At 37.3% G+C, this 24,575-nt stretch carries 22 protein-coding genes; 16 read left to right on the forward strand and 6 right to left on the reverse strand.

What is annotated here, in order from left to right:
* Positions 1-117 (forward strand): IS3 family transposase (locus RDN22_RS04525; RefSeq protein WP_308554877.1); only part of this gene is annotated, 117 nt, incomplete at its 5' end.
* 397 nt (positions 118-514) lie between these two features.
* Here RDN22_RS04525 and RDN22_RS04530 read toward each other — a convergent pair.
* The gene (locus RDN22_RS04530; protein WP_308556344.1) at positions 515-1,336 is read right to left on the reverse strand and encodes a helix-turn-helix transcriptional regulator; all 822 of its coding nucleotides are present in this window, start codon (positions 1,334-1,336) and stop codon (positions 515-517) included.
* A gap of 84 nt (positions 1,337-1,420) precedes the next feature.
* Positions 1,421-4,435, reverse strand: coding sequence for a TIM-barrel domain-containing protein (locus RDN22_RS04535; protein WP_308556346.1), 3,015 nt, complete (start codon positions 4,433-4,435; stop codon positions 1,421-1,423).
* 156 nt (positions 4,436-4,591) lie between these two features.
* On the opposite strand from RDN22_RS04535, the gene nagA reads away from it, so the two are divergent.
* Positions 4,592-5,746: an N-acetylglucosamine-6-phosphate deacetylase gene (gene nagA / locus RDN22_RS04540; protein ID WP_308556348.1), complete on the forward strand. Its 1,155-nt coding sequence runs from the start codon at positions 4,592-4,594 to the stop codon at positions 5,744-5,746.
* A 372-nt stretch (positions 5,747-6,118) separates the two neighbouring features.
* On the opposite strand, the gene RDN22_RS04545 is transcribed toward nagA, so the two are convergent.
* Entirely contained in the window at positions 6,119-6,595 is a 477-nt protein-coding gene (locus tag RDN22_RS04545) for a nucleoside 2-deoxyribosyltransferase (RefSeq protein WP_308556350.1), read from the reverse strand.
* A gap of 116 nt (positions 6,596-6,711) precedes the next feature.
* On the opposite strand from RDN22_RS04545, the gene RDN22_RS04550 reads away from it, so the two are divergent.
* Entirely contained in the window at positions 6,712-7,194 is a 483-nt protein-coding gene (locus RDN22_RS04550) for a PTS sugar transporter subunit IIA (RefSeq protein ID WP_308556351.1), read from the forward strand.
* A 120-nt stretch (positions 7,195-7,314) separates the two neighbouring features.
* Here RDN22_RS04550 and RDN22_RS04555 read toward each other — a convergent pair whose 3' ends face one another.
* Positions 7,315-8,331, reverse strand: coding sequence for a zinc-binding alcohol dehydrogenase family protein (locus RDN22_RS04555; protein ID WP_308556353.1), 1,017 nt, complete (start codon positions 8,329-8,331; stop codon positions 7,315-7,317).
* A 141-nt stretch (positions 8,332-8,472) separates the two neighbouring features.
* Here RDN22_RS04555 and RDN22_RS04560 point away from each other — a divergent pair, with 141 nt between their 5' ends.
* The gene (locus RDN22_RS04560; protein ID WP_308556355.1) at positions 8,473-8,817 is read left to right on the forward strand and encodes a helix-turn-helix domain-containing protein; all 345 of its coding nucleotides are present in this window, start codon (positions 8,473-8,475) and stop codon (positions 8,815-8,817) included.
* A 49-nt stretch (positions 8,818-8,866) separates the two neighbouring features.
* Here the strand turns inward: RDN22_RS04560 and RDN22_RS04565 are convergent, their stop codons facing one another.
* Positions 8,867-9,670, reverse strand: coding sequence for a tyrosine-protein phosphatase (locus RDN22_RS04565; protein WP_308556357.1), 804 nt, complete (start codon positions 9,668-9,670; stop codon positions 8,867-8,869).
* Between the two features lie 147 nt (positions 9,671-9,817).
* Here RDN22_RS04565 and RDN22_RS04570 point away from each other — a divergent pair, with 147 nt between their 5' ends.
* The 6 genes from RDN22_RS04570 to RDN22_RS04595 all read left to right on the forward strand — a co-directional run bounded on the left by RDN22_RS04570 (position 9,818) and on the right by RDN22_RS04595 (position 15,332).
* A complete protein-coding gene (locus tag RDN22_RS04570; RefSeq protein ID WP_308556359.1) occupies positions 9,818-10,303 on the forward strand; it encodes a universal stress protein in 486 nt (161 codons plus the stop codon).
* Positions 10,304-10,645: 342 nt separating this feature from the next.
* Positions 10,646-11,578, forward strand: a complete 933-nt coding sequence (locus tag RDN22_RS04575; protein ID WP_308556361.1) for a phosphate/phosphite/phosphonate ABC transporter substrate-binding protein — start codon at positions 10,646-10,648, stop codon at positions 11,576-11,578.
* Positions 11,579-11,603: 25 nt separating this feature from the next.
* Positions 11,604-12,377, forward strand: a complete 774-nt coding sequence (phnC, locus tag RDN22_RS04580) for a phosphonate ABC transporter ATP-binding protein (protein ID WP_308556363.1) — start codon at positions 11,604-11,606, stop codon at positions 12,375-12,377.
* Positions 12,377-13,168 carry a phosphonate ABC transporter, permease protein PhnE gene (phnE, locus tag RDN22_RS04585; RefSeq protein WP_308556365.1) on the forward strand — a complete coding sequence of 264 codons (792 nt, stop codon included), beginning with the start codon at positions 12,377-12,379 and terminating at the stop codon, positions 13,166-13,168. The genes phnC and phnE (RDN22_RS04585) overlap by 1 nt, the downstream gene beginning before the upstream one ends.
* Positions 13,168-13,980: a phosphonate ABC transporter, permease protein PhnE gene (phnE, locus tag RDN22_RS04590; RefSeq protein WP_308556367.1), complete on the forward strand. Its 813-nt coding sequence runs from the start codon at positions 13,168-13,170 to the stop codon at positions 13,978-13,980. Before phnE (RDN22_RS04585) ends, phnE (RDN22_RS04590) begins: the two co-directional genes overlap by 1 nt.
* A gap of 167 nt (positions 13,981-14,147) precedes the next feature.
* Positions 14,148-15,332 carry an RNA-guided endonuclease TnpB family protein gene (locus tag RDN22_RS04595; protein ID WP_308556369.1) on the forward strand — a complete coding sequence of 395 codons (1,185 nt, stop codon included), beginning with the start codon at positions 14,148-14,150 and terminating at the stop codon, positions 15,330-15,332.
* A gap of 104 nt (positions 15,333-15,436) precedes the next feature.
* Here RDN22_RS04595 and RDN22_RS04600 read toward each other — a convergent pair whose 3' ends face one another.
* Positions 15,437-16,009 (reverse strand): DNA-3-methyladenine glycosylase I, encoded by a 573-nt coding sequence (locus RDN22_RS04600; protein ID WP_308556371.1) that lies wholly within the window; start codon positions 16,007-16,009, stop codon positions 15,437-15,439.
* A 150-nt stretch (positions 16,010-16,159) separates the two neighbouring features.
* On the opposite strand from RDN22_RS04600, the gene RDN22_RS04605 reads away from it, so the two are divergent.
* The 6 genes from RDN22_RS04605 to nrdG all read left to right on the forward strand — a co-directional run bounded on the left by RDN22_RS04605 (position 16,160) and on the right by nrdG (position 24,538).
* Complete coding sequence (locus tag RDN22_RS04605; RefSeq protein ID WP_308556373.1) at positions 16,160-16,645, forward strand: hypothetical protein; 486 nt, start codon at positions 16,160-16,162, stop codon at positions 16,643-16,645.
* A 53-nt stretch (positions 16,646-16,698) separates the two neighbouring features.
* Complete coding sequence (locus tag RDN22_RS04610; protein WP_308556375.1) at positions 16,699-18,096, forward strand: serine/threonine protein phosphatase; 1,398 nt, start codon at positions 16,699-16,701, stop codon at positions 18,094-18,096.
* Between the two features lie 128 nt (positions 18,097-18,224).
* The gene (gene asnB, locus RDN22_RS04615; protein WP_308556377.1) at positions 18,225-20,174 is read left to right on the forward strand and encodes an asparagine synthase (glutamine-hydrolyzing); all 1,950 of its coding nucleotides are present in this window, start codon (positions 18,225-18,227) and stop codon (positions 20,172-20,174) included.
* Between the two features lie 21 nt (positions 20,175-20,195).
* A complete protein-coding gene (locus tag RDN22_RS04620; protein WP_308556378.1) occupies positions 20,196-21,464 on the forward strand; it encodes a carboxylate--amine ligase in 1,269 nt (422 codons plus the stop codon).
* A 181-nt stretch (positions 21,465-21,645) separates the two neighbouring features.
* Positions 21,646-23,841 carry an anaerobic ribonucleoside-triphosphate reductase gene (gene nrdD, locus RDN22_RS04625; protein WP_308556380.1) on the forward strand — a complete coding sequence of 732 codons (2,196 nt, stop codon included), beginning with the start codon at positions 21,646-21,648 and terminating at the stop codon, positions 23,839-23,841.
* Positions 23,825-24,538, forward strand: coding sequence for an anaerobic ribonucleoside-triphosphate reductase activating protein (gene nrdG, locus RDN22_RS04630; RefSeq protein WP_308556382.1), 714 nt, complete (start codon positions 23,825-23,827; stop codon positions 24,536-24,538). Before nrdD ends, nrdG begins: the two co-directional genes overlap by 17 nt.
* The last annotated feature ends 37 nt before the right edge of the window (positions 24,539-24,575 follow it).

The following is a 24,575-nucleotide window of genomic DNA, read 5'->3' on the forward strand; positions in this document are numbered from 1 at the left end:
GCTCAAGCTATAGAGGAATATATCAAATACTATAACGAAGAAAGGATAAAGAGCAGATTAAAAGGCTTAACTCCGAAAGAATATCGGAATCAAGCCTCTATTAATCCTATGTTTTAAAATGTCTACTTTTTAGGTCCCACTTCAAATCAACTGAGGAATAAATTTTTATTTTAGTTTTGATTTATGCGACTTTCTTTTCTTGATTAGATTAAATATCCATCCAATAAAAAAGAAAAGGCTGATCAACACAAATTGTGTATCAATAGAATAGGCGAACCATTTAAAATTAAAAACTAAAGTCATAGCCAACCAAACGCAGTAAATTGCTTCGATTGGCAAAATTATGCGATTGATTTTCCGATTCTTTAGAATTGCGTGATAAATATCATGATTATGCATAAAATTCACCCACTTAAAACCTAAATTTATAACTCAGATCACTATGTGATTATTAATCGATTTAATTTTTTTGTCTTTCTTTTTTTATAAAAGAAATGTAGTTTCATATATGAAATTAATGAGGCAATCTTTGAGCTAAGTTAGTTAAACCATATGTGACTAAAATATTTTTTATTTCTTCAGCTTGGTTAAAGTCAGATTCGAATAAATATTTATAATATTTGATCAAAAACTGGTATGTAAATAATTCAGGTATTTTTGGTAATTTATCTAAAAGATTAAATGCTTTTTGAGCTACTGACTTATTTTTATTTTGATAACAAATATATAAATAGTTAATACAAATACCGGCAACTCTATCTTGAGTTAAGAAATCTTGATCTCGAATATCTTGATATCGTTTAAATATCGAATTTATTAGTAAAGAAATTTGATCAAAGTCAAATACTAACATTGATTGCTCTAAAAGATGGAGAGTAGTCGGACTTTCTGTCCAATTATCACGTTTTATAAATTCATTTATAATTTGTTTTTTGAACTTAGGCTCAAGCTGATTTTCTTTCTTTTCTAAATAAATTAATGCAAGATTCGTTCTTAACTTAAGATCTGTAGCATTGTGTAATTTGTTTATTTTGTTAAGCAGCTTTTTTAATTCGTCTATGTTGTTATCATAGTATGCTGCCATTACTTGTTGTGACAGTATAGTTTGTAAATTTCCTTCGTCATCATTATTGTAATCTGGTAAAATCTTGATAATAAAATCACTTACATTAATGTGATTAAAGGTGAGTAAAAGAAGAGCAGTTGATAAATTAATTTCTTGTGTTCCTTTTTCTATTCGAGAATATTGTGCTGCAGAAATAATATCTCCAATAAATTCTTTTTGTGATAATCCAATTTCTTGTCTGTAGTTTCGTAATGCTTCTGATATTTTCATAATGTACTTTTAAGTAAAAAAATAGGCTCTCATCTACTGCCTACTTGACAGGGAATGTATCACAAGAGCCTATTTGATTTAGTTTTAATCTTTCTTTTCTCTAAAGAAGATAACTTCCTTAGAAGCTACAAATGGACCAGATGACTTGTAAACTTTCAATCTGATAGCTTTAGCAGCCACGTCACGCAATCCAACAACCTTATTCTTACTGTCGGACTTCCAAGTGAGACGTTCACCATATGGCTTAAAGTTGATTCCATCTGCAGAGGTTTCAACACTAACTTCTACTGGATCACCTTGATGGTCGATCTTTCTAGGTACCCAAACCATTCGACTTAAGTGTTCTAATTGATTGAACTTGAAGTTTAATTCAAGTGGTTCATCTTCACTTACGCCATTAACCGTTTCCCATTCGCTGGCTAATTTCAAATCAGTCAAATATGTAAGTGGGTGATCTTTTTGACTAGTTAAATTGCTAGTAGTCTTGATGTCGCTAATTGCGTAATTCATTGGATCAGGTTTAGTAATTGCGCCAAATGGATCTGACCATTCAGAAACCTTATTGCCTGCCACATAACGTAAACGTAGAGTGTAGCGCGTATTTGGCACTAGTTCATGGAAAGTGAATGAACTGCCATCAATGCCGTCATGCAAAATACCATTAACTTCAATTTGTACCTTATCAGTCAATTGTGGCCAAACAACTGTTAATGAGTGTGAACTAATCTTATCAGGATCGACCATTGGCTGCTTTGGTGAACGAAGTAATGAGTCAGTAATTGCGTGAACCAAAGTTTCGTTACCATATCTAAAGTTGCGAATAGTAATTTCAATCTTAGAATCAGTAATGTCACGCTTAGCTAACTTAATTTGCAAAGCAGTTTGCTTCTTTTCTTGGTATTGATCAAATTCAGGTAGCCAGCTGTAATTAGTATTAAAGAAGAAGCCTTCTTTTGCATGCGCAAAAGTATCAACTGTGCCGTACTCTTGCATGTTAACAACTTGATCATTAATTTTTACAGTTAAGCCATCAGGATAGCTGTCACACATAATGTTCAAATTGGTTGTATTTTCTGTTTGGAAAGTACTGAAATCACCTTGAGTTGGATCAATTGTGATAGTTAACTTGCTTGCTTCAAGATCGCTGCTGATTTGAGTGGATACATGATTTCTTGAATAGTCGTTATATCCATTGTCATCATAAGTAACCATCTTGCTGTGGCCTTGTGGGTAAAGGACGTAGTTGCGTTCACCCAAGTCAAAGATTGAGCCGCCACGAACAAAGACTGGTAAATGCCATGATGGGTAAGATTGCTTGTTATAAACGCGGCCACCTAAATATTTCTTGCCGTCGAACAAATCAACCCACATTGTGCGGTGATTTGGCAAATACAAGTTATCTTTTCTTGAATTGCCATTGCCATCTTCACGACCATTAACAATTGGTGAGATGAGCAAGTTAGGACCAAGCATAAATTCGTGTCCTACTTGAGGTGTGTAGTTAATTTGTTCATGTGGGAATTCCAAGAACAATGGGCGCATGATTGGTTCGCCAACTTGTGCACGATAAATAAGGGTGTACATGTAGGTTTGAAGTTGCTCACGTAGTTTCAAGTATGCTCGATTAATTTGAGTCATCTTGTTGTTGTAAGCAAATGGCGTCTTACTGAATTTGCCTTGGTCATCTAAATTGAAGAGCAGAGGTGTGAATGCTTTCCATTCAAAATCGCGAATACTGATTTGAGCATTACCGCCGCCAGCTGTTCCGTCTACTGCGCTACCAATTAATGGTTGACCTGAAAGACCAGATCCCAAGAAGCCAGCAACTTGAGTTGGAATATTTTCCCAATTGCCGCCAATATCACCAAAGGCCAAGATAGTTCTGCTTTGGCTACCAACAATTCCTGTATTTGAAAAAATAAGTGGACGCTTGCGCTTCAAATTATCACGCAAGATGATTGAGTCATTCTTTAAGACTTTAGGATTGCTGCTGGTAGTTTGAATAAAAGTAGTATCTGGTGCAGTCTTAGGAGTTTCATCCCCGCTCCAAACACCAGCATTAACATCACGGCTAGAAGCATAATCGCTAAAGCTGGTCATTGCTTCAGGGTTAACATCTTGAATTTCGTAGTTAGGCACAATCCAGCTTAACTTGAAATGCTCTTTTTCATAGCGGTCGACCATTGCACGAGCTGAGAATTGATATTCTTCTTCGCCGTTTAATGAAGCCTTGCCGTTAGCATCTTCTGGGTTGGTAGTTCTAGTGTAGTAGTTGCCATCTTCAAAGACAGTGGCGTTTCTTTCTTTAGCTTCACCAGGTTGCCAAAGGGTAGTCAAGAAGTTACCAACGTGACCTAAACCTAAAGCATACTTAGGTGGCATTAATGGCTTACCAGTTAAAGTGTAGTATTTAGCCAAAATATCTTTAGGAGAATTACCTAAAAGATAGAAGGTATCAAAGACGTTAGTATCATGCTTTAAGATAGTCGCATCTTTTTCAGTTTTACCAAAGTCGTAAGTGCCAGTTGCTTCAGTGTTACGCAATTCGCCAAAGCCAGAGTTAGCCCAAAAGAATGGAATTTGGCTTAATACGCCGCCTTTACCCGTAATCTTGTCACGCTTGATTTCGATGATTTTACCTTTGTGGCTGAAGTAACCATTTTGCATCCCGCCACCAAAATAAAATTCATTCTTGTGTTGCTTCAAAATTTCAGTTGTTTGATTTTGATCTAATTCAAGTGGACTAAGTTGCATTACACGATTACGGTGTAAAGTTTCATCAAAAATATTCATGATGGCTGGCTTTTGCTGGAAAATAAGCTGGTAATTGCCAGATTGAATAATCAATGAATCACTAGTAGCCTTAGGCTTGGACTTTTCAAAGTAACTATTATCAAATTGAGCCAGGTCAACAAAAGAGGAGTGATTCTCATCAAAATTCTTAGCAGGATCAAGGAAATAACGGAATATTCCTTCAGCTAAAATATAAAGACGAGCAACTTCTCCGGTGGAATAATGGAGTTCATAATAATGATCACGTTTATTAGCACCGATAAGCTGACCTAATTGGTGTCTTTCTATTTGAGTATTTTGTGTCATATTGCTTTCTTCCTAATTTAACTTGTTACCATATATTATAACGAAAAAATGTGAAACTTTTTGTGTAATTGTATTAAAACTGGTATTGACCAATTTTATCAGATATAATAAAAGTATTGAAAGCGATTATTAGTTAAAAAAGAGAGAAGAATACATATGACTTATTACATTCATGCAGACAAGTTTTTCTTAGAAAATAGAACAGAAAATGGTGGTTATCTTGAGGTTCAAGATGATGGCAAGTTTGGTTTCTTCTATCCAGAAAATAAGAAGCCAGAGGGTAAGATTGTTGACTACAAAGGTAAGTGGGTTGCTCCTGGTTTAGTTGATACTCACATTCACGGCTCTTTGAAAGAAGATGTAATGAAGAGTGACTGGAAAGGAATCAACAAGATTTCTGAAGGTCTTCTTAGTGCAGGTGTAACTTCATGGCTTCCAACTACAATTACTGCAAGCAGTGACACTTTAACTAGAATTTGTAAGATGTTTGCAGCCCACAAGGGTGAAGAAACTGGTGCTAAGATTCAAGGTATTCACTTTGAAGGACCTTTCTTTACTGAAGAACACGCTGGTGCTGAAAACCCTAAGTACATGATTGATCCAGATATCAATGTCTTTAATAAGTGGTTAGAAGCTTCAGATGGCATGCTTTGCAAGATTTCTATGGCTCCTGAAAGAAAAGGTTCAAAGGAATTTATTCGTGAAGCTGTTAAAGAAGGTATCGTAATTGCATTAGGTCACTCAAGTGCAACTTTTGAAGAAGCAGTTGAAGGCGTTGAAGCTGGTGCAACGATGTTTACTCACACTTATAACGGGATGCCAGATCCAAGCCACCACACTCCATCAATTTCTAATGCAGCCATGGCTTTGAACAACGTAACTGATGAATTGATTTGTGATGGTCACCACGTTCAACCATCAATGGCTAAGGCTTTGATTAACGCAGTTGGTCCAGAACATATTGCTTTGATCACTGACTGTATGGAAGCTGGTATGATGCCAGATGGCGACTACATGCTTGGGGAACTTCCAGTATACGTAAAAGATGGTATGGCTCGTCTTAAGGATGGCGACAACTTAGCTGGTTCAATTTTGCAATTGAAGCAAGCTATTAAGAATGTTGTTGATTGGAACATCGTAACTCCAGAAAAGGCAGTAATGATGGCTAGTTATGTTCCTGCTAAGAGCGCACACATTTTGGACAAGTGCGGTACGATTGCTCCAGATAAGGATGCTGACTTCTTAATCTTGAATCCTGATATGACTTTGAGCGAAACTTACATGAACGGTAAATCAAGATACAAGGCTTAATAAGCATAAAAAATAGCGTTAGAAAATTAACGCTATTTTTTATAATTATTTTTATGTAAGCGCTTTTAATTTTGGGAGAGCTGTGGTATATTATGAGTGTAAAGAAAATATTACTAATCCAAGAAAGGTTTGTGATACCAATGGGCATCGTAAATTGAACAGTAATATTTCACCAAGTGGCGAATAATTTATAAAAGAGGCTCGAGGACCTATATGGCGAGCATAAAATAAGAAAATTTGGCTGTCACTTGAAGAATGTATAATGTAATCTGTATGTAGAAAGAATTTATACATGACAAACTTTAGTAAAAAATGACCCTTAGCAATACATGTGAAATTGCTAAGGGTCATTTATTTTGCGTTTTTTTCTAATTAATATACAGCACCATCATAGAAGCTGAAGCGAGGCTTGTTGAAGTCGAAGTCCTTCAATTCGCTGATCTTAATTGCGCTATCGCAAACACCCCAACTCATTAAGTTGATTGGCTTACCATAATCTTCATCAGGAATAACAAGCAAGATGTATTTACCTTGTGATAATGCATAGCCAAGTTCCATACCAAGACCTACGTCTTCTTCATCAGGTAAATATACACCAAGCATAATGTCTGAAGACTTAATACCAACTAAGTCATTGTGGTAAGTTGCAGATGCCCATTCAATATCGTGTAAGTATTCAGGGTGTTCATCAACGCGAATGCCCTTGTATTGATTTTGAAGAGGCACGTAGCTGTTTTCCAAATCAACAGTAGGGTTTTGCTTTAAAGCTTCCATTGCTTCCTTGTAAGCTTTATTTTGCTTTTCATTGAACCAACCAGCACCAAAATATAAAGTTTTTGTCTTTGCCATATATTTTTTCTCCCTTAAAAAATCTTTTAGTTTAACTTTAACATCTTTTGGGTTGAAAAAAACGTCTTGTTAACTTAAGGTGAAAATGTTAGTTCCACATTAGGAAGGAAATTTCTATGACTAATTCTAAAAATCTTTTCGTGCCTGATGCAGTATTTGTGCTAGATCAAGAAAATCAAGATCAAGTCCTTAAAAAAGTTTATGATAAGCTGCTTGAATTGGGGTATGTAAAAGGCGACTTTTTATCACATATCATTGAACGTGAACACAATTTTCCAACTGGATTAGATACTTCTACTTTAGGTAAAAATATTCCAAATATTGCCATCCCTCACACAGAAGGCGATTTCGTCAATACTCGTTTGATCGTTCCTGTTGCCCTAAAGAATCCAGTTGTTTTTCATAATATGATTAAGCCGACCGAAGCACTTGAAGTGAAGTTTTTGTTCATGCTTTTAGGCAATAATCCAGATGGACAAGCTAGTCTGCTTGCAAGCGTAATGCGCTTTTTGGCTGATACACCAGAAAATGAATTAAGAGAAGTATTTAACTTCACTGATTCTCACGCAATCTATGAATTCTTAGAACAAAAATTTTAAAAAAGACGCCGCTTAACTTTTAACTTTGAAGAGGTATAGGGCGACATTCCATAGTTTTTTATAATATTTTCACCGCTCTTAAAGCGGGCCGCACAAGGAGCTTTTTGAAACTCCTTTTTCTTACCATCCACTGACAACAACTTTCCCTATCATATGACCACTTTCTACCAATGAATGAGCTTTACGTAAATTCGTAGCATTTAACGGTGTCAGTGATTTAGTTAAGGTAGACTGTAATTGACCTTTATCCAACATTTGACTTATTTTGTCTAAAATTTCATGTTGAGTAATCATATCGTCCGTTTGATAGTAAGATTTAGTATACATCCATTCCCAAGAAAAATGTGCTTTTTTCTTGGTTAATAGTCTCAAGTTAATTGGATGATGATTCTCGGTAATAGAAGCAATGTGTCCTTCGGGTCTAATTAATTCGCACATTTCTTTCCAGTGTCCATCCAGGTCATTTAGTTCAAGAATATAATCAACGTATTTATATCCTAATTTGTTTACCTGTCTTACCAAATTTTCTCGATGATTAACGACATAATCTGCCCCATGATTTTTTGTCCACTTGATGCTCTTGGATCTTGAAGCGGTAGAAATAACGGTCAATCCGGATAAATGTGCTAATTGAGTGGCAATAGATCCAACTCCACCTGCTCCGCTAATAATTAAAATCGTTTTTCCATTATTTTTCTTTTCGTCAAATTTTAACTCAAGTTGCTCAAATAAGGCCTCATAAGCAGTTAATGATGTTAATGGCATAGCCGCTGTTTCATCGTCACGTAAGGTCCTTGGAGCATGACCTACGATTCTTTCATCAACCAACTGATATTCGCTATCACTTCCTGGTCGAATAAAAGAGCCGGCATAATAAACTCTGTCCCCAGGTTTAAATAATGTTACTTTAGAACCAACCTCCGAAACGATACCACACGCATCCCAACCAATTATTTTGGGTTGCTTTAATACTGTTTGACCATTTTTCCTTACACCAATATCCACCGGATTAACTGAGACGGCAGATGTCTTAACTAATAAATCATGTTCTTTAGCAACAGGTTTAGCTGTTTCAAAATCAACTAAACTTTCTGGATTATCGATTTTTAAATGCTTAGTAAAACCAATAGCTTTCATTATTTTTGCCTCTTTTCCTTACTATTTGATAGTAATATGTAGAGATCTAAAAAGAAAGAAGTGAATTTTTTATTACTTGGTAACAAATTATTCCCTATATATGTTCTAATGCAATGTCTACAATTGTATTGAGGTGAGCAAATGATACGACATATATATAACTGTTCTGAAGGGTGTCCTGTTGAAAGCACTTTACAAATAATTTCAGGAAAGTGGAAAAGCGTGATTATCTATCATTTAATAAAAGAAAAGAATTGCAGATTTAGTGAATTACAGCGTTTAATACCAAATTGTTCAAGGCGGATGCTTTCACTTCAATTAAAAGAATTAATAAACGATCATATCATTAGCAAAAACATAATTCCTTCTGTTCCACTGAAAACCAGTTATTCATTAACTCCGTTAGGTAAAACTCTCATGCCATTGATCCTCGAAATGGAAAGATGGGGTGAGCAATATAATCGTGACCATATAAAACAAGATTAATATTTGTTGTAATTAAAAAAGCGCTGGGAAATAATTTCCAGCGTCTTTTTTAGTCTTCAAGATAAATGTTACGTAGTTGCATGATATCAACGCTTGATAACTTCATTACGTCACGTAAGTAATTGTTAATACTGCCGTATTTATCATTAATTACCTTAATTGCATGGTCGATATATTCAGGACGTACGCTTTGAATATCGCGAATTGATTGTAATACGTTTTCGTTTCGACCATTTTGACGAGCGTGTTCAACCATGCTGTCGACGAAGTCCTTGGTAGTAATGTTAGTTAAAAGGTAATCTTTTTTGATAGTGCTAAATGGCACGCCTAAAGCACTAAGGGCAAGAATAGCACCGAAGCCAGTTCTATCTTTACCTGCAGTACAGTGGAAAATTACGCTTTCGCCGTCAACGTCGTTTTTAAGCAAAACGTCAAAGAACTTACGGTAAGCATTTTGAGCAGATTCACTTTCGATCATGTCTTCATAAGCAAAGTGCATATGATCAAAGCCGAAGTCTGCATCCTTGCTGGCTTGCTTATTTAAGTCGTTTAAACTCTTTGATGAATTAGTTAAGTCTTCGCTGAATACTGGGTCGTAAATGTATTCGACACCATCTGGCACACGGTCAGGTTGATTTTTAACTTCTTCTTCACTTCTGAAGTCGACGTCGTATTTAACACCATAATCAGTTAAAAATTGCTTGTCAAAAGGTGATAGGTCAGCCAGGTTACCAGTTCTAAGCAATTTATGCATTTTGATTTTCTTGCCAGAATTAGTCTCGTATCCTCCAAGTTCACGGAAGTTACGGCCACTAGTGATGCCAATTAATTGGTTAGTTAATTTTTTAGTCAAAAGTTAGTCCCCTTTCTTTAATTTAGTCATGAATATTATTTTATCAACAAAACTCTAGCCAAACAATTATTTAAAAAAGTAACAGCTTACAAAATTATGCTAAAATAAGAAGTAAGTATTAATGCAATTTATAGGAGATGATATATTGTGGCAAAAGAAAGTATTTTAGTTCCAGTAGATGGTTCAGAATCAGCTGAAAGAGCTTTTGATAAGGCAGTTCGTGTAGGTTTAAGAGACAATGCTCATGTTGATGTATTAAACGTAATTGATACTCGTCAATTCATGGGTGAAATGCAAGACACCTTAATTTCTGGTGATACTATTTACCAAATGACTCAAGACTCTGAAGAATACTTGAAGAGCTTGAAGAAATGGGCTCATGACAACTTCAATTTTGATGATATTGATTACCACATTCGTTACGGTAGTCCTAAGCGCATTATTTCTTACGACTTTATTAAAGACCACCACAACACTTTGATTGTAATGGGTGCTACAGGTTTGAATGCCGTTGAAAGAATGCTTATGGGTTCAGTTACTGAATACGTAAACCAACATGCTTTGGCTGATGTTTTGATTGTTAAGACTGACATGGCTAACAATCCTATCAAGCCAACTATGAAGAAGAGCTAATATAAGAATAATCGCTAAATGATGATAAATTCATTTGGCGATTATTTTTTTAAAAAAGTTGCAAAATATCTTGATAGAACACGAATGTTTCTGGTATTATTTTATAAAATGAACGTGGAAACGTGAGAGGGAGTGAAAGATATGTTTATGCAATCAGAACAATTTATTGTAAAGGATGTGTCTTTCACTCGTAAAGACGTTTTTGGTGTTCGTTTAGTTATTAGAAATGTCATTAATTAGGCTTAATTATTGATCGTCTTTGGCGACCCGTAATTAAGTCTTTTTTTGTGACGTTGGTAGTTTTTTGTTTTATCACATTTTTATGTTTATGGAGGAACATAAATGAAGAGATTTAGAAAAATCTTGGTAGCAGTAGTTGCTCTTCTTGTAGCAGTAGTTGCAACTGCATGTTCAAACAAGAGTAGTAGTAATTCTAAAGATAACTACACTCCTAAGTCATTGACTATTCAATTCGTACCTAGTCAAGCTGCAACTAAGTTGCAAGCTCGTGCAAAGCCTCTTGAAAAGATGCTTTCAAAGAGATTAGGTATTCCTGTTCATGTTTCAATGTCAACTGACTACAACACTGTTGTGGAAGCTATGAAATCAAAGAAAGTTGATGTAGGTTTCCTTCCACCAGATGGTTATGTTTTAGCTCACAAGCAAGGTGCAGCTGATTTACTTTTGCAAGCTGAACGTTACGGCGTTAAGCAACCAGGTGGTAAAGCTACTAAGAACTTAGTTAAGAACTACCATGCAGAAATCCTTGTTAAGAAGGGTTCAAAGATTAAGTCATGGAAAGACTTGAAGGGTAAGTCAATCTCAGTTCAAAACCCAACTTCAAGTGCTGGTTACGTATTCCCAGTTGCTGAACTTAAGGAAAAGGGTTTGGACGTAACTAAGGATTGTAAGTTAGTTACTGTTACTGGTCACGACCAAGCTGTTTTGAACGTATTAAACGGTGATACTGATGCAGCATTCGTATTCGAAGATGCACGTAACACTGTTATCAAGGACAACCCAAAGATTATGAGTCAAGTTGTTCCTATTTACTTCACTAAGCCAATTCCTAACGACACTATCTCAGTAATTCCAAGTATGTCTAAGTCATTCCGTAAGAAGCTTGCTAAGGCATTCATCGCTGTAGGTAAGTCAAAGGAAGGTAGAAAAGTTATCGAAAGTGTATACAGCCACGAAGGTTACGCATACGCAAAGGATAGCGACTTCAATGTTGTTCGTAAATACGACAAGATTGTTGAATCAACTAAGAAATAATTTATTTAAGGGAGTTAACGATTAAATGGCAGATAAGCCAATGATCCAATTAAAGGATGTTTCCAAGGTCTACGATAATGGTACTGTCGGCTTAAAGGACATCAACTTAACTATTAATAAAGGTGAATTCGTAGTAATTGTTGGGTTGTCTGGTGCTGGTAAGTCAACTTTGCTTCGTTCAATCAACCGTCTGCACAATGTAACTTCAGGCGATATCACGATTGATGGCAAGTCAATTACCAAGGCTAAGGGCAAGAAGTTGCGCGAATTACGTCGTGATATCGGTATGATTTTCCAGAACTTTAACTTGGTTAAACGTTCTAGCGTTTTGCGCAATGTTTTGGTAGGACGAGTAGCTTACTACCCAACTTGGAAGACTACATTTAACTTATTCAGCAAAGAAGATAAGCAAAAGGCTTATGAAGCTTTACAAAAAGTTGATTTGGCCGACAAAGTTTATGCACGTGCTGATGAATTATCTGGTGGTCAACAACAACGTGTAGCTATTGCTCGTGTATTGATGCAAAATCCAAAAATCATCTTAGCCGATGAACCAACAGCATCCCTTGACCCACAAACTTCAATCAGAGTCATGAACGACTTAAAGATGCTGAATGAAAAATACGGCATGACTGTTGTTGCTAACTTACACAGTATCGAACTTGCACAACAATTTGGTGAGCGAGTAATCGGTATTCGTGCAGGTCAAGTGGTCTACGATGGTAAGATGAAAGATACTCCTAAGTCTGTCTTCACCAATATTTACAATGGTGGCAGCGGCAGCGAGGAGGATGAATAATGCCTGAACAAGTAAATAAATTGCCTAAGCGCAAGTTCAAGATCATGAACTTGGTTTGGACAATCATCATGATTGCAGGACTATTTATTTCAATCAACGTTACTAATACGCACATCAGTGTATTGTTTGAAAACTGGAGCCAATTTGCGGACATTTTTGTACAAATGTCACACCCAGATTGGAGCTACTTGAACGTTGTTTGGCCTAAATTGATCGAAACCATCAAGATGGCTGTTTTGGGTACGGTAATTGGATCAGTAATTGCATTTATCTACTCATTGCTCATTGCTCGTAACATTGTTAAAAACAAGGCAGTGACTGGTGTTCTTCGTGTGATTATGAACATCATCAGAACTATTCCTGACTTGCTTTTAGGTGCGATCTTCGTAGCTATCGTAGGTATCGGTCCAGTTGCTGGTATCTTGGCTTTAGCAGTCTTCACCTTTGGTGTTGTTGTTAAGTTATTTTACGAAGCAATCGAAACGATTGATCCGGGTCCAATTGAAGCCTTAACTGCGGTTGGTGCTAACAAGCTCCAAATTATCCATTACGCAGTTATGCCACAAATTATCACTTACTTCATTTCATATGTTTTATATGCATTTGAAATCAACGTCAGAGCATCAACCGTCCTTGGTTATATTGGTGCCGGTGGTATTGGTCTTAACTTGCAACAAACTTTGCAAGTCTTCAATTACGCACAAACTGGTACGATCATCATCGTTATTATTGTAGTTGTTGTTTTGATCGACTACGTTTCATCTAAGTCACGGGAGGCGTTAATGAAATAATGGATACTTCAATGAAAAAATTACCCGCTAAACCCGTCGACCGTAAGAAACAAATCAGTCATTGGCTAATTGCAATTGCAACTGTTGTAGTTATCATTTGGTCATGTACCGGTATTAACTTTGGTGGTATTAAAGCTACTGCTGGTCAAATTGCTGGTGCGATTTTTAGAGGAATTTTCCACCCAGATTGGAGCTACGTTTATAACGGCTCAGGCGAAGACTTGGTTTCTCAATTATGGCAAACTATCTGTATCGCCTTTCTTGGTACGTTTATTTCTGCAATTATTTCATTACCATTTGCCTTTTGGGCAGCTCACACAAGACACAAGCATTGGTACACTTCAAGAAGTGGAAAAATTGTTTTAGCAATTATCCGTTCATTCCCTGAAATTGTTCTTGCTCTGATGTTTATTAAAGCTGTCGGTCCTGGTTCTGCAGCCGGTGTTTTGGCATTGGGATTCCACTCAGTTGGTATGCTTACTAAATTGTTCTCAGAAGCAATTGAAAACTTGGAAGAAGGACCAAACGAAGCTGTTGTTGCAGCCGGTGGTTCTAAGTTCCACGTAATCATGTTTTCAACCATGCCTAACTTATTGCCAGCACTTATTTCTAATACCTTGTATCGTTTTGATGTTTCAATTCGTTCCGCATCTATCCTTGGTTTGGTAGGTGCCGGTGGTATTGGTTACCCATTGATCATTGCACTTCAATATCGTCAATGGGACCGTGTAGGTATCATCTTACTTGGCATCATCATTATGGTTGTTGTCATTGACTGGATTTCTGGTTTAATCCGTAAGAAGTTAGTTTAATCGTTAATGAAAAAGAGTGAAGATTATCTTCACTCTTTTTTTATTGAATATTCAGCCGAAGAAAACACGGGATTTTAATCCCGTGATGAATTCGACTTTTTTTATTTTGTTCGGTATTTTTTCTTCTCTTTCTTTGATATAATTTTTCAAGAAAGGAGGGAACATATGTGCTGAAAGGGATAAAACTTAGATTGTATCCTAACAAAACACAACAGGGCATGCTCTGGCAAATGTTTGGTAATGAGCGCTTTGTCTGGAACCAAATGCTGGGTATGATGAACGAACGCTATAAAAACAATCAAAACCTGCCATTCTTAAAGAAATTCAAGCTTAATTACTTGCTTAAACCTTTAAAGAAGGAATATCCGTTTTTGAAAAACAGTGATTCTTCCAGTCTTCAAGTGGTTAATGAAAATTTAAATCAAGCCTGGGATAATTTCTTTGACGATAAAACAGGAAAAGTTGGCAAGCCTAGATTTCATTCTCGCAAGTATCTCAAAAAGTCTTATACAGGCAAATCAATTGTAAAAATTGTCGGAAGAAGATACTTGTATTTGCCTAAACTTGGTTATGTCAAAACCAGTAAGACTGGCGTTTTAAATGATGTTAAGATTAAACGCTATACTGTTTTGCTTGAACCAACTGGCAAATACTACTTATCAATTCAAGCAGAAGTGCCTGAATTATCTAAATTTAAGAAAACCGGTAAAAGGGTTGGAATTGATGTTGGTATAGCAGACTTAGCAATTTTATCTAATGGTTTAAAATATCCATCCTTTGATGGCTCGTATTTTGAAAAAAAGGCTAGAACCTGGCAAAGAAAATATTCTCGCAGAAGACATTTAGCACAAATGCTTTGTTTGCAGGATAAAAACAAAAAAGCTCTTTGCCCTAGAGATTTATATAATTTCTCTAATTGGCAAAGAGCTCAGAAATTAAAAGCTAGATATCAAAGAAAAGTAGCTGATCAGCGACAAGATTATCTCCATAAGCTAACAACACATTTAGTTAAGCAATACGATGTGATTGCAATTGAAGATTTGAAAGTCAAGAATCTTCAGAAAAATCATCATTTAGCTAAATCAATTGCCAATGCTTCTTGGAGCATGTTCAGACAGATGCTTGAATACAAGTGTCAATGGTATGGCAAAGAATTAATTGTTGTTAGTCCAAAGAACACTTCAAGAATCTGTTCTAACTGTGGACATAATAGCGGGGAAAAGCCACTAGATATTCGTGAGTGGACATGTTCAATATGTCATGTCCATCATGATCGAGATATTAATGCGGCAGTTAATATCTTGAATAAAGTAAAGCCGACTGGTCAGGAACTGGCCATGGTAAATAGCTAGGTTCCGTGAGTTAGGTATTCGTCTAGTCTTAGGACTAACACGATGTAAGATCCTAAACACTACCTAGTGTTCCCAGAAACCCGTGACTTTAGTCACGATGTAGTTCATGCTCTGTATTTGAAATCGCAACGTTCTAAGTGGTCGTTGATTAGGCCAATTGCTTGCAGGTATGAATAAACAATGACAGGTCCTACGAAAAAGAAACCATCTTTTTTCATTTGCTTAGATATCTTTTTAGAAAGTTCGTTTGAAGCAGGGACGTCGTCAACGACTTCTGGATGATGAATGATTGGGCTAGGGATGAAGTGCTGCAAATACTTGGCGAAGCTGCCGTATTCTTCGCGCACCTTTAAAACAGCACGCGCATTTTTGATTGCGGCATTGATCTTTAAATGGTTGCGGATAATACCCTTATCTTGCAAAAGCATCCCCACATCATAGTCAGTCATCTGCGCCACTTGTTGGACATCGAAGTCTTTAAACGCCTTTCTGAAATTTTCTCGTTTATTCAAAATAGTGCTCCAGCTAAGGCCAGATTGGAAAAGCTCAAGTACCAGCATCTCGTATAAATAGTGCTCGTCTAAATTCAACTTGCCCCATTCATGGTCGTGGTATTCCTGCATTAACTTATTCTTGCTGTCGCCCCATGGACAGCGATTAATTGTTTGTCCGTTCATTTTTCTTCTCCTTGTATTAATTTTCACTCTACAATATTTATTACGCAAAAAAGTCGATTTTTTTCTAAGAAATTTTATTTTTATGCGGGAAGTAGGGACTTTAATTGCTTTTTTTGATATAATGAGAGGTGAATTTTTAGGAGGACTCATATGGAAAAATTAGATACTATGATGTTGGCTGACGATTTAGCCTTATCACAAGACAAAATTTTGAATGGTGAACAAGCCTTTGATGCCGAAGCTGTTTACAAAGTAGTTGACAACTTGGGTGTTTTAAATAATCCAATCAAAGATTATTTCGATATGACCGAAGAACAATACTACGAAGCAGAAAGCGATCATAAATTAACTTTGATTAAGATGTCAAACAAGCTAACTGATTTGCATGATCGTATCTTGACTAACCACGTTGACGGCTACGTTGATAAGGATGAAATCAATTTAACTTACAATCATGAAGATCCATATGAAGATGATTTATACGACCCAGCTACTGATTACCGAGTTATTGTTTACAGCTTGAAGGTTATCGGTGCGGTTCAAGCAATTGCATCAAAGGACTTGCAAGAAGTATTATCTAAAGATGCAGTATTATCAATAGGACTTGCTGCTTACGCTTTAGCACACAACGCATAAATTATTTGAGTCGGTTCGTGTTGGGCCGGCTTTTTTTGTCTTTGAGGCGAAAAATGAATTTATTTAAACAAACAAAAGGGATAGTTGATAAGATTGTAGGAGCAAAAAAGCGCTCAAAAATAGAAAGTGAAGGCGCCTTGCTTGATCCGATGCAAAAATACACCACTATTGGCGAATATCATGTTGGTCCAGAAGATGGTACGCCTGATGGTAAAAAGTTTGTTTTGACCGTTTATCAAGACAAAGATGGCGTTTTGCATCAAGGATTAAGTTCTGAAAATACAACGGAACTTGCACCGGAATATGTGCGTCAATATAGCGAAAAGTTAGGCCGCTTTCGTGATTTTCATAATAAAAAGACGGGCCGCCGCTATTTAGTTGAAAATTATTTGGATGACTTTACTACTGAAGTAAAAAAGCACATTCGCCAAGGTAAAAACTCAATCAATATCGGTATCATTACTGATACACACTTTAAAGATAAGGATAGTATTGATTTTTACGGCTGGAATGGCTTGCAGCACGTTCAAGAATTCTCTTATCTTGATCAATCAGGCTTGCTTAACATGAAAGCTCACTTAGGCGACTGGATCGATGGATCTGATGCAGGACTTCTTGGTGAAAGCGAACTGATTAAGTTAAACAAATCATTTAAGTCAGATACATTGCCTTATTTAAATATTAAAGGTAATCATGATGAAAATGATAAGTTTGATGAACACCATGATCTAAAAGCATCATTCCCTGAAAATGAGTTTGAAAACATCATGTGGCCGGATATGTATAAACAAAAGAATATCCATTATATTTCTCGCCAGCATGGTGTAGCTTACTTTGATTTTGATGATGTCCGCGTGATTTCTGTTAATACGTCGGACTTGCCATATGTTTTAAATAGTAAGGGTCAAAAGCGTTACGATGCCAAAATTACTTTGGCTGTGCGCGAAGATCAAATAGAAGAAATAATTGGAATTTTGACTAAATCTTCTGATAAGAAGATTATCTTTATGAGTCACGCTAACCCAATTAATCGTAAGGGCAGCAACGCTCTGAAGTATAACGGTAGATCTCTGCACGAATTGCTCGTTGCCTTTAACCAACGCGAAAAAGGTCGCATGCATGCAAGCAGCGGCGAGCCAGCCGAATTTCGTTTATCTAATGATTTTGACTTTACTAATGTTAAAAATGCACGCATTATCGCTTACTTCTGCGGCCACCGTCACCGCGAAGATCAATACCGTATCAACGGCATTCAATATATTCTGTTTAACTGTTCAGCTTTAATGGGTCCAAAGCACTCTCTGACTACAAAATATAATAAGAACTTGAAGCGTCAAATCGACCACAGTAATGAAGCTGCCGGTTATATCGTAAATGTTGATTTGAAGCGTCATCGCATTCAAGCTTTTGGCTATGGCGCAGCTTCAAGAAGACGACTTTACTTCATTTAGTTTAAGGAAAAGTAAAGCTATTTGGTTATTACAAGTGTTTAGCTTATAATAAAAAAGTTAAAGTAAAAAAATATTAAACATGTTTATGTATAGATAAAAATATAGATTAGCTTAGGGGAAGTTTAAATATGTGCGGAATTGTCGCATTTTATGATCCAAAAATAAACGAAAAACAAGCCGTTATTGGTAAAATGATGGCTACAATTAAGCACCGTGGACCTAGTTCCGACGGTTACTACACTAACGATGAGGTTGCCCTTGGTTTCAGAAGATTGTCAATTATTGACCTTCGCGGGGGAACACAACCTATTTATAACGAAGATAAAACTAGAGCAATTATTTTTAATGGTGAAATTTACAACTTTAAACCATTAAGAGAACAATTAATTAAAGCAGGCCACACTTTCACTACTAAGGCCGATACTGAAGTATTGCTTCACGGCTACGAAGAATGGGGTATGGATGGCCTTCTTAAGAAGGTACGTGGTATGTTTGCCTTCCTTATTTGGGATGACAACAACAAGACGCTTTACGGCGCACGTGACTTCTTTGGTATTAAGCCAATGTACTACAGCAACCAAGATGGTCACTTGCTTGTAGGTTCTGAACTTAAGAGCTTTTTGGAATATCCAAAATTCAAGCGTGAATTAAACGTAGAAGCTGTTAAGCCATACCTGATGAACCAATATAACGACCTTGAAGAAACATTCTTTAAAGGCGTTTATAGATTCCCAGCAGGACACTGGTTCGAATACAAAGATGGCGAAATGAAGACCCACCAATACTGGGATGCAGAATACAAGGAAAACAGCTTGAGCTTTGAAGAAACTTTGAAGCGTATCAACGATGACTTAAAAGAAACTGTTGACTTGTACAGAAACGCCGATGTTAAGGTTGGTGCATTCTTGTCAGAAGGTATCGACTCTTCGTACTTAACTACTTTGCTTAACCCAGATGATGTATTCTCAGTAAGTTTTGACGACTCAACTTACGATGAAGCTTCTAAAGCTAAGGCTTTATCTGACATTAATCACTGGAACTTCTTCAGTGATAAGGTTGATGCCGACGAAGCAATGCGTGATTTTCCAGAAATGCAATACCACATGGATGAACCTGATGCTAACCCTTCAATCATCCCACTTTGGTACTTATGTAAGTTAGCTAGAAAGCACGTTACTGTTGCACTTTCTGGTGAAGGTGCCGATGAATTGTTTGCAGGATACGTTAACTACGGGATGCACACGCATAATGACTTGATCAAGGTCTTCACTAGCGAACTTAAGAAGTTGCCTAAGAAAAAGCAAGTTAAGTTGGCTCGCAAGATTAAGAAGATGCCTAATTTCCCAGGTAAAGTTCACATGTACACCAACTTGGCAGAACCTAGTGAATTCTACGTTGGTCAATCAGTAATTTACGATATGGATTACCCAACTATCTTCACTTCAAAGGATGCTAACAGCATTTTGCAACCAACTTACCGCAACAAGTTAACTGTTAACGGTATTTACCAAAAGGACTTCAAGAAGGTTAAGGGCATCGATAACGTTAAGCAAATGCAATACATCGACTTGCACCACTTCATGATTAACGATATTGAACAAAAGGCCGACAAGATTTCAATGGCTCACTCACTTGAAGTTCGTGTTCCATATCTTGATAAGAAGATCGCAGAATTAGCTAACTCAATCCCAACTAAATACTTGGTTAACCGTCATGATACCAAGTACGCACTTCGTAAGGCTTCAGAGAAGGTATTGCCTGAAGAATGGGCAAAGCGTCCAAAGCTTGGATTCCCAACACCAATTAAGCAATGGCTTAAGGAACCACGTTTTTACAAGCAAGTACGTAGCCTCTTTGAAGAAGAATTTGTTAACGACATTTTCGATCAAAAGAAGATCATCAAGCTTCTTGATGACAACTACGAAGGCGATGGCTCACACAGAAGACAAATCTGGGCTATCTACACCTTCCTTGTTTGGTACAAGTTGTTCTTCGTTGATTACGAAAACACTGTTAAGAAGTACCAACATGTTCAACCTGAAGTTGCTAATTTGATTAAGCAAGGTAAGTTACTTTAATTTAGGGGATTATTGAGGATAATGACTAAAGAATTTACACCAATTTTACTTGGTAGTGATATTAACGTTTATGGTATGGCTCGTTCATTTAACGAAGCTTACGGTATTAAGGTTAAGGCGTTGGCTGATGCACAACTTGCCGCAACCCGTTATTCAAAGATTGTTGACGTAGAACTTCACCATGGTTTTAGTGCAGATCCAACTTTCATGGATGTAATGCACAAGAAGATGGAAATCTACAAGGACCACAAGGAACCTGTAATTTTGATTGCTTGTGGTGATGGTTATGCAGAGCTTCTTTCAAAGCACAAGGAAGAATTAAGCAAGGTCTTTGTTGTACCTTACATTGATTATGATTTGCTTGAAAAGCTTATTTCAAAAGAAGGCTTCTACGAAGTAGCTGAAGAATATGGTTTGCCATATCCTAAGACTAAGATCATCACTATGGATGATTACAAGTCTGGCAAGTACACTGATGTACCATTCCAATTCCCAGTAGAACTTAAGCCAGAAGACCCTGTTTCATGGCTTAACTGCCAATTTGAAGGCCGTAAGAAGACTTTCACTATTCATGATGAAAATGAATATAAGGATATCGTAGGCAAGATTTACACTCACGGTTATACTGAAGACCTTATTTTGCAAGACTTCATCCCAGGCGATGACTCAAACATGAGAACTTTGAACGCCTACGTTGACAAGAACCACCAAGTTAAGATGATGTGCTTAGGTCACCCATTACTTGAAGACCCAACTCCACAATCAATTGGTAACTACATGACTATCTTGCCAGCATATGATGAAAAGTTGTATGAACAAGTTCAAGCCTTCCTTGAAAAGTTGAACTACACTGGTATGGCTAACTTCGATATCAAGTACGATACTCGTGATGGTCAATACAAGTTCTTCGAAATCAACTTGCGTCAAGGTCGTTCAAGCTTCTACGTAACTTTGAACGGTTACAACTTGGCTAAGTGGTACATTGATGACTACGTTGAAGACAGCTTGAAGGATAAGGACACCGTATACGGCAATAAATTGAAGTCTAAGCACGTTTTATGGATGGGTGTACCAGTTAAGATCTTTAAGGAATACGCCTTTGAAGACAAAGCTAAGGACACTGCAGAAGAATTAATTCACGAAGGCCGCTATGGTACTACTGTCTTTTATGACAAGGACCGCAACTTCAAGCGTTGGCTTTTGATGAAGTACATGTTCCATAACTACTTCGGCAGATACAAGAAGTATTACGAAGTAAATAAGGGTCAATACTTCAAGAAGAATAATTAATTGAACAATAAAAATATTTCAAAAAGTTTGGAAGAAATTTCTTCCAAACTTTTTTGCGTCCAAAATCGTTTTAACGACGGCTTTTTGCTTAATACAAGGTGTAGATGACTCTCTATGTATAGAATACAAGATATTGTGTTTTATGGTAAGATTGAAACATAGATTTAGAGGAGTGGTCTTTATGCTAAAGCAAGAAATTAATCAAAAATTGGATACCCCCGCTGTATTCATTAAACGTGACGGAGCTAAATATCCTTTTGAATTGTTTAAACTAGAAATGGTTATTCACGCCTTAGGTTTAGACGATGTTAAGGCAGTAATTTTAGATAAAATTATGGCTAAGCTTGATAATGATACTGTGAATGCACAAGATGTTGCGGATGCATTCAGATTAAGTTTGAACGAGCTTGGTTATATTGAAGCTGCTCAAAAATACGTTTCTTACCGTAAACATGACGAACAAGAATGGCTTAAGCAAACCGACACTAAGAACCGCTTGGAACGTTTAGTACATAAAGATCCAACTATCGTTAACGAAAACGCCAATAAAGATAGTGACGTCTTCAGTACTCAACGTGACTTGACTGCGGGTACAGTCGGCAAGACCGTTGGCTTAACCATGATGCCTGAACATATTGCTAAAGCACACCTTCGCGGTGATATTCACTGGCACGACTTGGACTACACACCACTTTCACCAATGTCTAACTGCTGCTTGATTGATTTTAAGGAAATGCTTACCAACGGCTTCAAGATTGGTAATGCCTACATGGAAAGCCCTAACTCAATCGGCGTTGCTACTAGTCAAGTTGCTCAAATCATCACTAACGTAGCCTCAAGCCAATACGGCGGTTGTTCATTTGACCGTGCCGATCAAGTTCTTGCTCCATTCGCTCAAAAGAACTATGAAAAGCACTTAAAAGATGCTAAAGAATTGATCGACGATGAAGAAAAGGCTAAGGCATTTGCTAAAAAGCGCACTAAAAAAGATATCTACGATGCAATGCAAAGCCTTGAATACGAAATCAACACCATGTTCTCAAGCCAAGGTCAAACTCCATTTACTTCACTTGGCTTTGGTCTTGGAACTTCATGGATTGAAAAGGAAATCCAAAAGGATATCTTGAGAATTAGAATTGCTGGTCTTGGCAAGGAACACAGAACCGCTATTTTCCCTAAGCTTTTGTTCACCTTGAAGAAGGGCTTGAACTTACACCCAGGTGATCCTAACTACGATGTAAAGCAATTAGCTGTTCAATGTTCTACTAAGCGGATGTACCCAGATATCTTGAACTACGACAAGATTGTTGAAATCACTGGTTCGTTCAAGTGTCCGATGGGTTGTCGTTCATTCTTGCAAGGCTGGAAAGATGAAAACGGCAAGGAAGTTAACTCAGGCAGAATGAACTTGGGTGTAGTAACTGTCAACTTGCCAAGAATCGCTATGGAAAGCCACGGCGATATGGATCTCTTCTGGGAGATCTTCAATACCAGAATGCAAACCTGCCATGAAGCACTTCAATTTAAGGCTCACCGCGTTACTGAAGCAAAGCCAGTCAATGCGCCAATCCTTTACCAATACGGTGCTTTTGGCAAGCGACTTGATGAAGATGGCAACGTCAATGCCCTCTTCAAGAACGGCCGTGCCACTGTTTCACTTGGCTACATTGGCCTTTACGAAGTAGGGACCGTCTTCTTTGGCTCAAATTGGGAACATAACAAGGAAGCACATGATTTTACAGTAGAGATCGTCAAAAAGATGCATGACTTATGTGCCAAGTGGGAAAAAGAAGATCCAAACCACTACCACTACAGCTTGTACTCAACTCCAAGTGAAAGTTTAACTGACCGTTTCTGCAGACTTGATACAGCTAAGTTTGGCAAGGTTAAGGACATCACTGACAAGGAATACTACACTAACTCATTCCACTACGATGTTAGAAAGCACCCAACTCCATTTGAAAAGTTGACCTTTGAAATGGATTATCCAAAATATGCCGCTGGTGGTTTTATTCACTACTGCGAATACCCTAACTTAAAGCAAAACCCAGCAGCTCTTGAAGCTGTATGGGACTGGGCATACGACAAGGTTGGCTATCTTGGAACTAACACTCCAATTGATAAGTGCTACAAGTGCGGCTTTGCCGGTGAATTCAAGGCAACTGCCAAGGGCTTCCAATGTCCAGTCTGCGGCAACCACGATCCAAGAACCTGTGATTGTGTTAAGAGAACCTGTGGTTACTTAGGTAATCCTTTGAAGAGACCAATGGTTCATGGCCGTCACGAAGAAATTGCCCATAGAGTAAAGCACATGACTATGGGATTAGTTCGCGAAGAAGCTGAAGAGGAAACTAAAGAGAATGCCGAAGAAAGATAAAAATGATCAGGAAGGCCCTGACATCCGCAGCAATTTAGTCAAAATCAATGTTGATGGTGATACGATCTTTGTTGATGCCAATCAATATCGTCCTCAAGTGCGTAAGGCTAAAGCTGATTTGCGCATGAAAAAGTTGCCGAAGAATCCTAGACCGCAAGAATGGAAGACAGAAGACTACAGTTTGCATAAAATTGCAGACTACAAGCCTTTTAACTTCGTTGATGGTGAAGGGGTTCGCTGCAGTCTTTATGTTTCGGGATGCTTGTTTGATTGTCCGGGATGCTACAACTTGGCAGCGCAGAACTTCAATTATGGTCAGCCTTATACGCAAGAACTAGAGGATAAGATTATCGAAGACATGTCGCAGTCTTATGTTCAAGGCTTAACCTTGCTTGGTGGAGAACCATTTTTGAATACTTGGGTATGTCTTAAGCTAATCAACCGAGTAAGAAAAGAGTTTGGTCACACTAAGGATATCTGGTCTTGGTCTGGTTACACTTGGGATGAACTGCAAAAAGAAACGCCTGATAAAAAAGAGATGCTGTCTAAGATCGATATCTTAGTTGACGGACGATTCTTGGAAGCGCAAAAGGATTTGACCTTGCAGTTCAGAGGTTCAAGTAACCAGCGAATTATCGATGTTCCTAAGTCACTCAAATCAGGAAAAGTCGTAATTTGGGACAAATTGCAAAGATAGAGTATAAAAAATACAGAGTAAGTAGGGTAATTGTAAA

It is taken from the genome of uncultured Lactobacillus sp. (assembly GCF_902491705.1).
Taxonomy (GTDB): domain Bacteria; phylum Bacillota; class Bacilli; order Lactobacillales; family Lactobacillaceae; genus Lactobacillus.